Origin of the sequence: Mesorhizobium sp. C399B (assembly GCF_030323185.1) — a bacterium.
GTDB lineage: Bacteria > Pseudomonadota > Alphaproteobacteria > Rhizobiales > Rhizobiaceae > Mesorhizobium.
The window spans coordinates 3,051,243-3,065,822 of sequence record NZ_CP100472.1; the positions used below are offsets into that span (position 1 = coordinate 3,051,243).

Consider the following 14,580-nt stretch of genomic DNA (forward strand, 5'->3'; position numbering starts at 1 on the left):
TGAAGCGGTTTTCGGAGAACATCATGCTTTATCCCTTTGATTTGTGGCCTTCAGCGGCCGCCGCTGACATTCAGGATCGCGCCCGTCGTATAGGACGCCTCATCCGACAAAAGATAGAGAACCGCATGCGCGACTTCATCGGCCGTGCCGGCGCGTTTCATCGGCAGCATGTCGCGGAACCGCTCGACCCGGTCCGGCTGGCCGCCCGAGGCGTGGATCTCGGTGTCGATGATGCCCGGCCGTATCGCGTTGACGCGCACGCCTTCGGTCGCGACTTCGCGCGCCAGGCCGAGCGTAAAAGTGTCGATCGCCGCCTTGGACGCTGCATAGTCGGCATATTCGCCGGGCGAGCCGTGTAGCGACGCCGCCGACGATATATTGACGATGGCGCCGCCCTGGCCGCCATGCTTGCTCGACATGCGTTTGACCGCTTCGCGCGCGCACAGGAACGAGCCGATGACGTTGATGCGCATCATGCGCTCCAGCCGCGCCAGGCTCATCTCATCGACGCGCGCCTTGACGTCGACGACGCCGGCATTGTTGACCAGCGCGTCGAGCCGGCCATAGGCGCGATCGACGGCTTCGAACATGGCGACGATGTCGGCTTCGACGCCGACGTCGCCCTTGACGGCAAATGCCTCGCCACCCGCCGCCTCGATTTCGTCGACCAGCGCCTTGGCGGCAGCCTCGTTCGAGGCATAGTTGACCGCGACCCGGTAGCGCGCCTTTGCCGCAAGCCGGCAGGTGGCCGCGCCAATGCCACGACTGCCGCCGGTGACCAGAAGCACCTTCTTGGACGCGCTCATTCCTGGCAACCTTTCAGCAGAAACACGTCCCATGGCAGTTTTGAGAAACCGTTCGGGCCGAAGGCCGTCGACATCTGCAGCGACGGCCCGAGATCGGGGAAGATCAGGCTCTGCGGCGCGTCCGTGCCTTCCGCCGCCAGGAGCGCGATGTTGCCCTTGTCGTCGGCGCTGTAGATGACGCCATGCCAGACCGTGCAGGCGGCAAGCTCGTCACCGGTGACGTCGCCGGTCGGGCATTTGTACATCAGCGACCCTTGCGGTCGCGAAACACCGGATGTCCACATGACAATGCCGTCGAGAACGATGCCCTTGTCGAGCACCATCTTGAACGAGTTGGTGACGGTGACCGCATCCGTCGTCGGCCGGAAATCAATGCCGGCCTCGCTTTCGGCATCGCCATAGACAGCAAGCGCCAGCGGGCAGGCGGCATGCGCCTCGTAACCCGCTGCGAGAACAGCCAGCCCGGCCATAAATCCGATCATTGGCGAAGCGATGTTTGTCATGAATTGCTCGGGCTGCTCTCGCGGCCGTCGGCGTTTTCGAGCACCTCGAAATCGGTCATCAAGACCAGCGGCTCGCCGGCCGCATCCAGTCCCCAGAAGGAATAATAGTTCCCATCACCGAAGCCAGTGTCGAACATGGCTATATTAAGCGGATTTCCATCAACCGGATTATCCATGCGGAACTTGTCGAACGAGCATGCAACGTCAGCAAGATAGCTGTCGAGTTCCTCCTGCTCGGACATCAGCGTCAGAACCGACTTGTCCATGAACGAAGCAACATTGTCATCGACAATAAATCCAGACTTCCAGGACGATGTGCCGACGTCGCGGACGAAGGCAGCCAACTCCCACCGCACCGGCAAGCCAGTGCCAAACCGCAATACCGCTGCAGCAACACGGCCTTGCGCCTCAAGCAACGTGACTGGATAGCATCCCGGCCTGACCTTACGGCTAAACACAGGCCGTTCCAGCCCGGTAATCAGTGGATCGCAAGGGATGATTTCGCCGGTCGGTAGCTCAAGCTCACCGATCGCGGTGACGATGATCTTCCGCTCCGCCATTTCGGCTTCGCTGAGAGCGAAGACACCGAGATTGCTGCTCGCCGGCGCCGAATCCCATTCAGTCGAGGTCGCCGGCGGAGAGATGGCGGCGGAAGCCGCCGGCCGGGAACGCCTCAATACGCTACCCGCTACTCGACCCAGCTTGAACCCAAACCGCGCCAGCCAGCCGCTCATGACGGATCAGCTCCGATCACAAATCAAGCACCAGCCGTTCGGGATCCTCCAGGCTATCCTTGACGCGGACCAGGAAGGTCACGGCTTCCTTGCCGTCGACGATACGGTGATCGTAGCTCAGCGCCAAGTACATCATCGGCCGGATCACGATCTGGCCGCCGACCACGACCGGCCGGTCCTGGATCTTGTGCATGCCCAAAATGCCGGACTGCGGCGCATTGAGGATCGGCGTCGACATCAGTGAGCCGTAAACGCCGCCATTGGAGATGGTGAACGTACCACCCTGCATGTCGGCGACCGACAGCTTGCCGTCCCGCGCGGCAATGCCCAGCCGGCCGATATCCTTTTCGATCTCGGCAATCGACATTTGGTCGGCATTGCGCACCACTGGCACGACGAGACCCTTTTCGGTGCCGACGGCAACGCCGATATGGGCATAGTTCTTGAAGATGATGTCGGTGCCGTCGATCTCGGCATTGACCGAGGGGATTTCCTTCAATGCGTGCGTAACCGCTTTGGTGAAGAAGCCCATGAAGCCGAGCTTCACGCCGTGCTTCTTCTCGAAGATGTCCTTGTACTTGGTCCTGAGCGCCATCACCGCCGACATGTCGACCTCGTTGAAGGTGGTCAGCATGGCGGCGGTCGACTGCGCTTCCTTGAGCCGGCGCGCAATGGTCTGGCGCAGCTTGGTCATGCGCACGCGCTCCTCGCGCGACGCATCGTCGCCCGAGGACGGCGCACGCACGGCGACCGGAGCCGGTGCGGCCTTCGGAATTTCGGCCGGCTGCGACGGCGCGCCCTTGGAAATCGCGTCGAGCACGTCGCCCTTCAGCACCTGGCCGCGCTTGCCCGACCCGGAAACCTGGTCGACCGACAGATTGTTCTCGGCGATCAGCTTTGCGGCAGCTGGCGCCGGCGGCATGGTGCGCGGCTCGACCGGCCCGGCGTCGCCGGCTATCTTGGCGGTCTCGGCCGCGGCCTGCTTGGTCGTATGTGCCGCGTCGGGGCTCGACGCCTGCGACACAGCTTGCGGCTTGGTCTCCTGCTTGGACGCCGGGGCGGCCGTGGCGACGCCTGCCGAGATCGAACCCAGCAACGCGCCGACGCCGACGGTCTCGCCTTCCTTGGCGGTGATCTCGCCCAGCGTGCCGGCGGCGGCGGCAGGCACCTCCACCGTCACCTTGTCGGTTTCGAGCTCGACCAGCGGCTCGTCGACGGCAATGGCATCGCCGACCTTCTTGAACCACTTGCCTATGGTCGCCTCGGTGACGGATTCGCCGAGAGTGGGAACGCGGATTTCGGTAGCCATTGTGCCTGTTCCGTTTCTTCTCTGTCTGTTCTATTCGCCGGGTTGTTCTATTCGCCGAGCGCGTCTTCGAGCAGGGCGGCGAGCTGCGCCAAATGCTTCGACATCAAGCCGGTCGCCGGCGATGCCGCCGCAGGACGTCCGGTATAGCGCACCCGCTGGTGCTTGGCGTCGATATGCGCCAGCACCCATTCCAGATACGGATCGATGAACGACCAGGCGCCCATATTCTTGGGTTCCTCCTGGCACCACACCATCTCGGCATTGCGGAAGCGCGACAGTTCGGTGATCAGCGCCTTGGCCGGGAACGGATAGAGCTGTTCGACGCGCAAGAGATAGATGTCGTTGATGCCGCGCTTCTCGCGTTCCTCGTACAGGTCGTAATAGACCTTGCCCGAGCACAGCACGACGCGGCGGATTTTGGAATCCTTGGTGAGCTTGATCGCCTGGTTCTGCAACAGCTGGGCGTCGTCCCACAACAGCCGGTGGAACGAGCTTTCGCCCGAAATCTCCGGCAGCGTCGACACTGCCCGCTTGTGGCGCAGCAGCGACTTCGGCGTCATCAGGATCAGCGGCTTGCGGAAGTCGCGCTTCAGTTGCCGGCGCAATATGTGGAAGTAGTTTGCCGGCGTGGTGCAGTTGGCGACTTGCATATTGTCTTCGGCGCAGAGCTGCAGGAAACGCTCGAGCCGGGCCGAGGAATGTTCCGGCCCCTGGCCCTCATAGCCATGCGGCAGCAGGCAGACCAGGCCCGACATGCGCAGCCACTTGCGCTCGCCCGACGAGATAAACTGGTCGAACACCACCTGGGCGCCGTTGGCGAAATCGCCGAACTGCGCTTCCCAGAGCGTCAGCGCCTTAGGCTCGGCCAGGCTGTAGCCATACTCGAAGCCGAGCACCGCCTCTTCCGACAGCATCGAGTTGATGACTTCGTAGCCGGCCTGTGCGGCCGAGAGATTGTTGAGCGGGATGTAGCGGGTCTCGTCGCGCTGGTCGTAGAGCACGGAATGGCGCTGCGAGAAGGTGCCGCGTTCTGAATCCTGGCCGGAGAGCCGGATCGGATTGCCGTCGAGCAGGATGGCGCCGAAGGCCAGCGCCTCGGCCGTCGACCAGTCGATGCCTTCGCCGGAGTCGATCGCCTGGCGGCGGTTTTCGAGGAAGCGGATGATGGTCTTGTGCGCCTCGAAACCTTTCGGCACCTCGGTCAGTTTCTTGCCGATGTCCTTCAGCACCTTGACCGGCACGGCGGTCTTGCCGCGGCGCTGTTCGTCCTGGTTGTCGGCGGTGCGCAAACCAGACCAGGCGCCGTCCAGCCAGTCGGCCTTGTTGGGCTTGTAGTGCTGGCCGACTTCCCATTCGGACTCCAGATGGGCGCGCCAGTCGGCCTTCATCTTGTCGAGTTCGGCCTGGCTGATATGGCCCTCGGCGATCAGCCGCTCGCCATAGATCTGCACCGTCGTCTTGTGGTTGCGGATGTTGGCGTACATGATCGGCTGCGTGAAGGCCGGTTCGTCGCCCTCATTGTGGCCGAAGCGGCGATAGCAGAACATGTCCACCACCACCGGCTTGTGGAACTTCATGCGAAATTCGATCGCCACCTTGGTGGCATGCACCACCGCTTCCGGGTCGTCGCCATTGACGTGGAAGATCGGCGCCTCGATCATCTTGGCGACGTCGGACGGATAGGGCGACGAGCGCGAGAAGCGCGGATTGGTGGTGAAGCCGATCTGGTTGTTGATGATGAAATGCAGCGTGCCGGCGACGCGGTGGCCGCGCAGGCCCGACAGGCCGAGAATTTCCGCGATTACGCCCTGGCCAGCAAAGGCGGCGTCGCCATGCAGAAGCAGCGGCAGCACCTTGGCGCGCTCTTCCAGCGGCACGATCTCCTCGCGGCTGCGGCCGAACAGATAGTCCTGCTTGGCGCGCGCCTTGCCCATCACAACCGGATCGACGATTTCCAGATGCGAAGGATTGGCGGTCAGCGACAGATGCACCTTGTTGCCGTCGAATTCGCGGTCCGACGAGGCGCCGAGATGGTACTTGACGTCGCCCGAGCCCTCGACCTCGTCAGGAGCGGCCGAGCCGCCCTTGAATTCGTGGAAGATGGCGCGATGCGGTTTGGCCATCACCTGGGACAGCACGTTCAGCCGGCCGCGATGCGCCATGCCGAGCACGATCTCCTTCATGCCGAGCTGGCCGCCGCGCTTGATGATCTGCTCCAGCGCCGGGATCAGGCCTTCGCTGCCATCGAGGCCGAAGCGCTTGGTACCCTTGTACTTGACATCGATGAACTGCTCGAAGCCTTCGGCCTCGACCAGCTTCTGCAGGATCGCTTTTTTTCCCGTAGCGGTGAAGGAAATCTCCTTGTCGGCACCCTCGATGCGCGCCTGGATCCAGGCCTTCTCCTCGGGGTCGGAAATGTGCATGAACTCGACACCGAGCGTCGAGCAATAGGTGCGGGTCAGGATCTCCAGCATCTGCCGGATGGTGCCGAATTCGAGGCCGAGCACATTGTCGAGGAAGATCGGCCGGTCGTAGTCGGCTGCGGTGAAACCGTAATTCTCCGGGGACAGCTCGTTATAGTCCTCAAGCGGCTTGGCGATGCCGAGCGGGTCGAGATTGGCATGCAGATGGCCGCGCATGCGGAAGGCGCGGATCATCATGATGGCGCGCACCGAATCGCGCGTCGCCTGATGCACGTCGGCATCCGACAGCACGACGCCATTGGTGACCGCCTTGTCCTTGACCTTCTTTTCCAGATGCTTCTCGACGATGCCCCAATTGCCGTCGAGCGCCGACACCAGTTCGCCATTGGCCTGCAGCGGCCAGGAGGGCTTTGCCCAGGAAGCGCCCTTGGCGTTCTTGCGCACATCGCCGGCGTCGTCCTTCAGCCCGGCGAAAAAATCCTGCCATTCGGGGTTTACCGACTCTGGATCATCCTCATAGGACGCGTACAGCGCGTCGATATAGTCGGCATTGCCGCCATAGAGGAAAGAGGTGAGCGAAAATTGGTCGTTGGCCTGATCTTGTCTTGCCATTTTTGTCCGCGGAGCCTGGCTCCGTCTCCTTTTCAAAAGCGAATAGTGAGTAGCGAATAGCGAGTAGGGATTTTTCCCGGGTCGCGCCGTTACTCTCTTTTCCCTATTCGCTATTCACTACTCGCTACTCACTTGGCCTTGATCGCCTCGACCAGCGTCGTGCCCAGACGCGCCGGCGATGGCGATACTTTAATGCCGGCCGATTCCATCGCCGCGATCTTGTCTTCCGCGCCGCCCTTGCCGCCGGAGATGACCGCGCCCGCATGGCCCATGGTGCGACCGGCCGGCGCGGTGCGCCCGGCGATGAAGCCCGCCATCGGCTTTTTGCGGCCGCGTTTGGCCTCGTCCTTGAGGAACTGCGCGGCGTCTTCCTCGGCCGAACCGCCGATCTCGCCGATCATGATGATCGACTTGGTCTCGTCGTCGGCGAGGAACATCTCGAGCACGTCGATGAACTCGGTGCCTTTGACGGGGTCGCCGCCGATACCGACGGCGGTCGTCTGGCCGAGGCCGACATTTGTGGTCTGGAACACTGCCTCATAGGTAAGCGTTCCCGAGCGCGAAACAACGCCGACCGAGCCTTTGCGGAAGATGTTGCCGGGCATGATGCCGATCTTGCATTCGTCGGGGGTGAGCACACCAGGGCAGTTCGGGCCGATCAGCCGCGAGGTCGAGCGGTCGAGCCGCGCCTTGACCCTGACCATGTCCATCACCGGAATGCCTTCGGTGATGCAGACGATCAGCGGGATCTCGGCTTCGATGGCTTCGAGGATGGCTTCGGCGGCGCCCGCCGGCGGCACATAGACGACCGAGGCGTTGGCGCCGGTCTTTTCCTTGCCCTCGGCGACCGAGGCGAAGATCGGCAGGTTTTCGCCCTTGGCGCCGGTCCAGGTCTCGCCACCCTTCTTTGGATGGATACCGCCCACCATCCTGGTGCCGTGATAGGCCAGCGCCTGTTCGGTGTGGAACGTGCCGGTCTTGCCGGTCAGGCCCTGCACCAGCACCTTGGTGTTCTTGTCGATGAGAATGGACATCGGAGCCCTTTTCTAAAAACCGTTGATCGAGGAAGGCGAGACGCGCCGGTAGACGCCGCTCACCATGTCTTGCCAGCTGTCGCTGCCGGCAGGTTTGAAATGCAATCGCATGCGGTAGGCATCGGCATTGTCGAAAATATATGTGACCCGCGCGGAACCGCGCGGCGACGACCGATCAAGAGTGAGCTCGCTGCCGTTCCATGCGCCTGTGGCCGGCGAGGCCGGCACAAAGCCCATGGAATCGAACTGGTGCATGGTGACGAGGCTGTTTTGCTGATCGAATCCGAACACTGAGTGCGAGCCGAACGAGACCGTGCCGTCGCGGCGCTGGCGATAGCGCTGCACCACGAACAGGCCGCCGAACTGTGCCTCCCCCAGCACTTCCGACGTCGCCGGTCCACCATCGGCCCATTGTGTTTCCGCCACCTCTTCCTCGCCGCGCCACGCGCCGACCAGCGCCTGCAGGCGCTGGTGATCGGCCGAGAGCAAGGAGAACGCGTTCATGGGTCAGAGCCGCTTCAGGTCGGAGACGGTGAGGTCGCTCTTGGCCTTGCCGGTGTTGAGCGTCGTTGCCGGCTCGAACATCAGCACCACCGGCTCGGCGGTCAGCGACCGCGGCCGGTGCTCGACGCCCTTCGGCACGACAATGAAATCGCCCTCGCCGAGCTCGACCGGGCCGTCGCGAAAATCGATGGCGATCTTGCCCCGCAGCACGAGAAAAGCCTCGTCCTCATGCTCGTGCGCATGCCAGTCGAAGGTCTCGCCGAACTTGGCGACCTTGGCCTGGCTGTCATTGACGTCGCCGGCAATATGCGGATCGAAGACCTTGGTGATCGTTCGATCCGCCGCCTCGACCAGGTTTATCTTGCGCGGAGGCATTCGCCTTCAGCCCTTCACCGCCGCCACGATCTTCTTGGCTGCGTCGTCGAGATCGTCCGCCGACACGACGTTGAGGCCGCTGTCGTTGATGATCTTCTTGCCGAGCTCGGCATTGGTGCCTTCAAGACGCACCACCAGCGGCACTTCCAGGCCGACTTCCTTGACTGCGGCAAGGACGCCCTCGGCGATGATGTCGCACTTCATGATGCCGCCGAAGATGTTGATCAGTATGCCTTTGACGGCCGGATCCTTGGTGATGATCTTGAACGCCGCCGTCACCTTCTCCTTCGACGCGCCGCCGCCGACATCGAGGAAGTTGGCGGGCTCGGCGCCGTAGAGCTTGATGATGTCCATAGTCGCCATGGCGAGGCCGGCGCCATTGACCATGCAGCCGATATTGCCGTCGAGCGCGACATAGGCGAGGTCGTATTTCGACGCCTCGATCTCCTTCTCGTCCTCTTCGGTGGTGTCGCGCAATTCCATCAGTTCGGGGTGGCGAAACAGCGCGTTGTTGTCGAACGACACCTTGGCGTCCAGCACGCGCAGGCGGCCGTTTTTCATCACGATCAGCGGGTTGACCTCGAGCAGGCTCATGTCCTTCTCGACAAAGGCCTTGTAGAGGATCGGGAACAGCGTGCCGGCATCCTTGGCGGCATCGCCGTTTAGTCCCAGCGCTTCCACCAATATGTCGACGTCGATGGTCGTCACGCCGGCCAGCGGATCGATGGCGCGGGTGATGATCTTGTCCGGTGTGTCGTGGGCGACGCCTTCAATGTCCATGCCGCCCTCGGTCGAGACGACGAAAGCGATGCGGCCGACCGAGCGGTCGACCAGGATCGACAGATAAAGCTCGCGCTCGATGTCGGCGCCGTCCTCGATATAAAGACGGTTGACCTGCTTGCCGGCGGGGCCGGTCTGCTTGGTCACCAGCGTGTGGCCGAGCATCTCATTGGCGTTGGCAACGACTTCGGCAACCGACTTAGCCAGCCGCACGCCGCCCTTTGCGTCGGGCGACAGTTCCTTGAACTTCCCCTTGCCGCGGCCACCGGCGTGGATCTGGCTCTTCACCACATAGAGCGGGCCGGGCAGCGCTTGTGCCGCGGCTTCCGCCTCGCTTGCCTTGAACACCGGCACGCCTTCGGCCACCGGCGCACCAAACGACTTCAGCAGCGCCTTGCCTTGATATTCATGGATGTTCATCTGGATGGTCTCCGGAGGATTATTTCGAGGCGAGATGCGGGGCGATCTTGACGCAAGCCTCGGTCAGGCCCTGCACCGTCGCCACCGAAGCGTCGAACATCTTCTGCTCGGCCTTGTTGAGGTCGATCTCGATGATGCGCTCGACGCCGCCGGCGCCGATGACCACGGGAACGCCGACATAGGTGCCCTTGACGCCATACTGGCCCGAGAGATGCGCCGCACAAGGCAGCACGCGCTTCTTGTCCTTGAGGTAGGATTCGGCCATCGAGATGGCCGAGGCGGCCGGCGCATAGTAGGCCGAGCCGGTCTTCAAGAGGCCGACGATCTCGGCGCCGCCATCGCGGGTACGCTGCACGATCTGGTCGAGCTTTTCCTTCGAGGTCCAACCCATCTTGATGAGGTCCGGCAGCGGAATGCCCGACACCGTGGAATAGCGGATCATCGGCACCATGGAATCGCCGTGGCCACCCAGCACGAAGGCGGTGACGTCCTCGACCGAGACCTTGAATTCCTCGGCCAGGAAATAGCGGAAGCGCGCGCTGTCGAGCACGCCGGCCATGCCGACGACATGGGTCTTGGGCAGGCCCGAAAACTTCTGCAGCGCCCAGACCATGGCGTCGAGCGGGTTGGTGATGCAGATGACGAAGGCCTTGGGCGCGTATTTCTTCAGCCCGGCGCCGACCTGTTCCATGACCTTGAGGTTGATGCCGAGCAGATCGTCGCGGCTCATACCCGGCTTGCGCGGCACGCCGGCAGTGACGATGCAGACATCGGCGCCCTCGATCCCGGCATAATCATTGACGCCGGTCAGCCGGGAGTCAAAACCGTCGACCGGCGACGACTGCGCGATATCGAGGCCCTTGCCTTGCGGGATGCCCTCGGCAATATCGAACAGCACCACGTCGCCGAGGTCCTTGAGGCCGATCATGTGAGCGAGCGTGCCGCCGATCATGCCGGAGCCGATGAGCGCTATCTTGTTGCGTGCCATGTGAGGAAATTTTCCCTTTGTCTGTGACGACGCCCAAAATCCCTGGCGATCTGTTGACGGCGTCGAGGAAGAGGCCGGAATGCTGTGGTCTCAGCTAGATTTCGCCGCATCCAGTAGCCCCGGTGGAAAATATATTCAATCGATTATTTTCGAGTGAATGATTTCAATCGGTTAGAAACATTGGGACTTACGTAAACGTCAAGGTTTGTAGGCCGACTTGAGAGGTTTTATACAATGAACGTGGAAATCAGAAGACTCTATCCAGGCGATGACGCCCTTGTGAAGCGCATCGCCGAAGACGTGTTCGACGAGCCGGTGCGGGCCGACAGGCTTGCCGCTTACCTCGCCTCGCCGGGTCATTTAATGATTGTCGCGCTGGCAGACGGCGTCGTCGTCGGCCAATGCGCTGCCATCATCCACCGCCATCCCGACAAGGTGACCGAACTCTACATCGACGAAGTCGGCGTCTCGCCGGCCTTCCAGCGCCATGGCATCGCGCGAAAGATGCTCGACGCCATGTTCGCGCTCGGCCGCGAGCAGGGATGCGGCGAAGCCTGGGTCGGCACCGAACCGGACAATGTTCCAGCGCGCGCGCTTTATGAATCGCGCGAGGAGGTGCATGGGCCGGCGGAGTCGTTTGAGATGTATGTGTATGAGCTTTAGGCGTCGGCGGGACAGCGCCCCCCTCTGCCTTGCCAGGCATCTCCCCCACGAGGGGGGAGACCGGACGTCACGCGACCTTTCGCCAATCTCCAATGGCCGCAGGAATGAGCGGAGCGCCGAAACCGCCAATCTCCCCCCGTGTGGGGGAGATCTCCGGCAGGACAGAGGGGGGCGAAGGATCACTACATAATGACCTCTTGGAACCCTCAGACCTGCGCTTCCGCGTTGTCCTTCTGCCGTTCCGCCCAGTCCTCCAGCCAGTCGCGGCTTTGCATCTCGATCAGCCGCGAGGCGGTGCGTTCGAATTCGAACACCTCGACGCCGCGCCTGGCCGTGTAAAGCTCAGGCGGGGGAGCCTCAGCGCTCACCACCAGCCGCGTGTGATGATCGTAGAGCGTGTCTATCAGGAGGATGAAGCGCTTGGCCTCGTTGCGCTTGCCTTCGCCCAGCACCGGCACGTGATCGATGAAGACGGTCGAGAAGCGGCCGGCAATGGCCAGGAAATCGCGTGCGCCGAGCGGCTTTTCGCAGAGGTCGGCGAAGGAAAACCGCGCTGCATCCCCGGCGGCAGCCGGTATCCTCACTTGCCGCCCCTTGAGCGTCAGCGAGGTCTCGGCCGTCAGCGCTCCACGCGTCATCGCCTGCCAGGCCTCGTCGAGCACACGGTCGGCTTCGGCATCCGCCGGGGTGACATAAACCGGCGTGCGGGCGAGCTTTTCCAGCCTGTAGTCCTTGTCGGCATCAAGCGTCAGCACATGGGCGTGGCGCTCGAGAATGCTGATGAAGGGCAGGAAAAGCTGGCGGTTCAGCCCGTCGCGATAAAGGTCCTGCGGCGCGACATTCGAGGTGGCGACCAGAACCACGCCATTGGCGAACAGCGCCGAAAACAGCCGCGACAGGACCATCGCATCGGCAATGTCGGTGACCGAAAACTCATCGAAGCACAGCACCCAGGCCTGTTCGGCAAGCTGAAGCGCGACCGGCGGGATCGGGTCGTCCTCCTTGACGTCGCCGTTCTTGCGCGCCTGCCGGTGCTTCTGGATGCGGTCCTGCACATCGGCCATGAAGTCGTTGAAATGAACGCGGCGCTTGCGCCTGACCGGCAACAGCTCGAAGAACATATCCATCAGCATGGTCTTGCCGCGACCGACGCCGCCATGAATGTAGAGGCCCTTGACGACCTCGCGCGTCTCGCGCTTGCGGGCAAACAGCCAGCCGAGCGCGCTCGACTTGTGCGCCAGCCGCTTGACCGAGATCTCGTCGGTCAGCCGGTCGAGCGCGGCGGCGATGCGCTCCTGCGCAGGATCGCGCTCGATGGCGCCGGTTGCGACCAGATGGTCGTAGCGCTGCCTGACGGTCGCATGGGTCTGGAGGCCGTCACGCAGATGCATCGGTCACGTCACTTACTTTGAGCGGATTGCTCCAGGAAAGATCAGGGTGTGTTGCGGTTCAGGTCAGGCCGAGCCGAGAATGGTGGCTCCTGAGAACCGGAGCGGAGCGTACTTAAGTACGCACCGGAAGCGCAGGAAGCCGCCGTTCGCAGGCCGGCCTCACCTGAATATCAGCATACCCTGCCTACCTTGTAAGCGATATCGGCAAGCCGTTGGTAGTCTGGCCGTCGAATTTCGAACCGCCCGAGGAATAGAGCCGCGCCAGCGTGCCGCCATTCTCGTCATAGAGCGTCAGCTGCTTGCCGGCGACGTTCCACGATTTGATGCCGTCGATGGGCGGCGGGCAATGCAGCGGCCCGGCGCGGAAGCCGGCGCCGAATTTGGTCTGCGGCGTCGCCACCTTGCAGCTCTGTCCGGACACGCTGGCGTTCCAGACGCCGGCAACGCTCGCAGCGGTAAGGTCGGAGGCTCCGGCCGGCGCCGATCCGTCCGGCGGCAGCGAGGCGACCTGCGCGCCTGCCGGCGCGGTCGGGAATTGCGATGGGTCGGTGGTGCCCGGCGCTGCCGGGGGCGGCAGTTGGCTTCCGCTCACCGTGCCGGCGGGCGCGGGCTGCAGCGGGGCGGGCTGCTGGTCATCCATCGATGAAAAACGCGAGGTCGAACAGCCGCTCGCAACGAGCGCTGCCAGCGATACGGCCATCAGCCCGCTTCTCGAAAAAATCATTCAAACCTCCGTCGGATCCGGCTGGGGGGGAAGCCGTCCGCACAATCTCACCCCTCACCAAGATGGAGAAGGTGGCGAAATTTCAACCCGATATGGTTAAAATAGGGTTTGCACCACGAATTGTTGTAAATTTGTCGCAAAATGGCTGGCGGACAAAAGGCATGTCTTCGCTCTAGCGCGGTTCCAACCGGTACATTGGTTGCGAAAGCGGCACCGGAGCCCGCAGCAGGTCGGCGCATCGGCGGTCGAGCGCAACTGCCGGCGCAAAACTGACTGAAGCGCTTGAGGCGCAAGGCCTGGCGCGTGAGCGGTTTCGCGCCTTGCGTCCGGGCGAGGTTTGGGACGTTCCCGAGATCGAGCGCGGCTGGAGTCTGCATTTGGCCGTTTACGGCACTGCCATTTTAGCCGATGGTCTATCGCAACAGGGGGAACAGATGAAATCAATCTTGGCAGTTTTGATCGCGCTGGTAATTTCGACGCCGGCCGCTTTCGCGGGTGAAATCACCGATCGCGCCGCTGAAGCCGAAAAGGCACTGCAGGCGGGTGATGGCGCCGGCGCGCTGGACAAATTCCGCAGCGCCGAGGACGCTCTGTGGCAAGCGATGCCGCTTGGCGTGCAAAATGTGAAGCATATCATGTCGGCCAGCGGGTTCGGCGCCTACGCCGAGCGCCCGAACCATGTCTACAAGCCGGGCGAAGAGATTGTGCTTTATATGGAGCCGGTCGGTTACGGCTACGGCTCGGATGGGCTCGGCAACAACCAGATCGCGCTTTACGTTGACCTTACCGTGCTTTCCCAGTCGGGCGAGAAGCTGGGAGCCGTCGAAAAGCTTGGTCGGGTCCAGCTCGCCTCGCGCTCGCATAACCGAGAGATGTTCTTCAAATTAAACGTCTCCCTGGATGGCGTTCCCCCGGGCAAATACCGCGCGGATTTCCTAATGCACGACGAGAACTCGCCAAAGACGGCGCCTTTCACGACCGACTTCGAGATTGCCGAATAGCGCGCCCAGTCGGAAAGAGCCTCGCGGCAACGGAACCAGAGCGCCGCAGATGCGTTCTTAAGCCGGCTGCAGGCCAGTCAATTTGCGAGGCATTGTCCATGATCAAATGGATCATCATTCTTCTGATCGTTGCTGCCGCCGCCAGCCTGCTCGGCATGCCGGCGCTGGCCGGTGCCGCCGCCACCGGCGCGCGCCTGCTGATCGGCATCGTTCTCGTCATCTTCCTGCTGATCGTACTCGGCGTTTTCGCGGTAACCTAGACGCAGCCCACACTGGTAATTCCCGCCCGTTTCCGCCATATAGCGGCGAAACG

The 14,580-nt window shown here is 62.6% G+C and carries 15 protein-coding genes; 3 read left to right on the plus strand and 12 right to left on the minus strand.

What is annotated here, in order from left to right:
• Positions 1-50: 50 nt before the first annotated feature.
• From NLY36_RS14580 to mdh, 10 genes are all read right to left on the minus strand, one after another.
• A complete protein-coding gene (locus NLY36_RS14580) occupies positions 51-806 on the minus strand; it encodes an SDR family oxidoreductase (RefSeq protein WP_023699236.1) in 756 nt (251 codons plus the stop codon).
• Positions 803-1,309 carry a hypothetical protein gene (locus NLY36_RS14585; protein WP_023736766.1) on the minus strand — a complete coding sequence of 169 codons (507 nt, stop codon included), beginning with the start codon at positions 1,307-1,309 and terminating at the stop codon, positions 803-805. Before NLY36_RS14585 ends, NLY36_RS14580 begins: the two co-directional genes overlap by 4 nt.
• Positions 1,306-2,043 carry a DUF4241 domain-containing protein gene (locus NLY36_RS14590; RefSeq protein ID WP_031249377.1) on the minus strand — a complete coding sequence of 246 codons (738 nt, stop codon included), beginning with the start codon at positions 2,041-2,043 and terminating at the stop codon, positions 1,306-1,308. The genes NLY36_RS14585 and NLY36_RS14590 overlap by 4 nt, the downstream gene beginning before the upstream one ends.
• Before the next feature lie 16 nt (positions 2,044-2,059).
• Complete coding sequence (odhB, locus tag NLY36_RS14595) at positions 2,060-3,352, minus strand: 2-oxoglutarate dehydrogenase complex dihydrolipoyllysine-residue succinyltransferase (protein WP_023683869.1); 1,293 nt, start codon at positions 3,350-3,352, stop codon at positions 2,060-2,062.
• A 47-nt stretch (positions 3,353-3,399) separates the two neighbouring features.
• A complete protein-coding gene (locus NLY36_RS14600) occupies positions 3,400-6,387 on the minus strand; it encodes a 2-oxoglutarate dehydrogenase E1 component (protein WP_023736764.1) in 2,988 nt (995 codons plus the stop codon).
• Positions 6,388-6,515: 128 nt separating this feature from the next.
• The gene (sucD, locus tag NLY36_RS14605; RefSeq protein WP_023699237.1) at positions 6,516-7,421 is read right to left on the minus strand and encodes a succinate--CoA ligase subunit alpha; all 906 of its coding nucleotides are present in this window, start codon (positions 7,419-7,421) and stop codon (positions 6,516-6,518) included.
• A gap of 12 nt (positions 7,422-7,433) precedes the next feature.
• Positions 7,434-7,925: a DUF1579 family protein gene (locus tag NLY36_RS14610; protein ID WP_023699238.1), complete on the minus strand. Its 492-nt coding sequence runs from the start codon at positions 7,923-7,925 to the stop codon at positions 7,434-7,436.
• Between the two features lie 3 nt (positions 7,926-7,928).
• A complete protein-coding gene (locus NLY36_RS14615) occupies positions 7,929-8,300 on the minus strand; it encodes a cupin domain-containing protein (protein ID WP_023699239.1) in 372 nt (123 codons plus the stop codon).
• Positions 8,301-8,306: 6 nt separating this feature from the next.
• The gene (gene sucC / locus NLY36_RS14620; protein WP_023736763.1) at positions 8,307-9,500 is read right to left on the minus strand and encodes an ADP-forming succinate--CoA ligase subunit beta; all 1,194 of its coding nucleotides are present in this window, start codon (positions 9,498-9,500) and stop codon (positions 8,307-8,309) included.
• Positions 9,501-9,519: 19 nt separating this feature from the next.
• Positions 9,520-10,488: a malate dehydrogenase gene (gene mdh / locus NLY36_RS14625; RefSeq protein ID WP_023726040.1), complete on the minus strand. Its 969-nt coding sequence runs from the start codon at positions 10,486-10,488 to the stop codon at positions 9,520-9,522.
• A 234-nt stretch (positions 10,489-10,722) separates the two neighbouring features.
• Here mdh and NLY36_RS14630 point away from each other — a divergent pair, with 234 nt between their 5' ends.
• Entirely contained in the window at positions 10,723-11,151 is a 429-nt protein-coding gene (locus NLY36_RS14630) for a GNAT family N-acetyltransferase (protein ID WP_023699242.1), read from the plus strand.
• Between the two features lie 206 nt (positions 11,152-11,357).
• Here NLY36_RS14630 and zapE read toward each other — a convergent pair whose 3' ends face one another.
• Together zapE and NLY36_RS14640 are read right to left on the minus strand one after the other, a co-directional pair.
• Positions 11,358-12,542 (minus strand): cell division protein ZapE, encoded by a 1,185-nt coding sequence (gene zapE / locus NLY36_RS14635; RefSeq protein ID WP_023699243.1) that lies wholly within the window; start codon positions 12,540-12,542, stop codon positions 11,358-11,360.
• A gap of 184 nt (positions 12,543-12,726) precedes the next feature.
• A complete protein-coding gene (locus NLY36_RS14640) occupies positions 12,727-13,266 on the minus strand; it encodes a protease inhibitor Inh/omp19 family protein (RefSeq protein WP_023687689.1) in 540 nt (179 codons plus the stop codon).
• Between the two features lie 377 nt (positions 13,267-13,643).
• On the opposite strand from NLY36_RS14640, the gene NLY36_RS14645 reads away from it, so the two are divergent.
• Positions 13,644-14,267 carry a hypothetical protein gene (locus tag NLY36_RS14645; RefSeq protein ID WP_245260310.1) on the plus strand — a complete coding sequence of 208 codons (624 nt, stop codon included), beginning with the start codon at positions 13,644-13,646 and terminating at the stop codon, positions 14,265-14,267.
• Between the two features lie 98 nt (positions 14,268-14,365).
• Complete coding sequence (locus NLY36_RS14650; protein WP_023671746.1) at positions 14,366-14,527, plus strand: DUF1328 family protein; 162 nt, start codon at positions 14,366-14,368, stop codon at positions 14,525-14,527.
• The last annotated feature ends 53 nt before the right edge of the window (positions 14,528-14,580 follow it).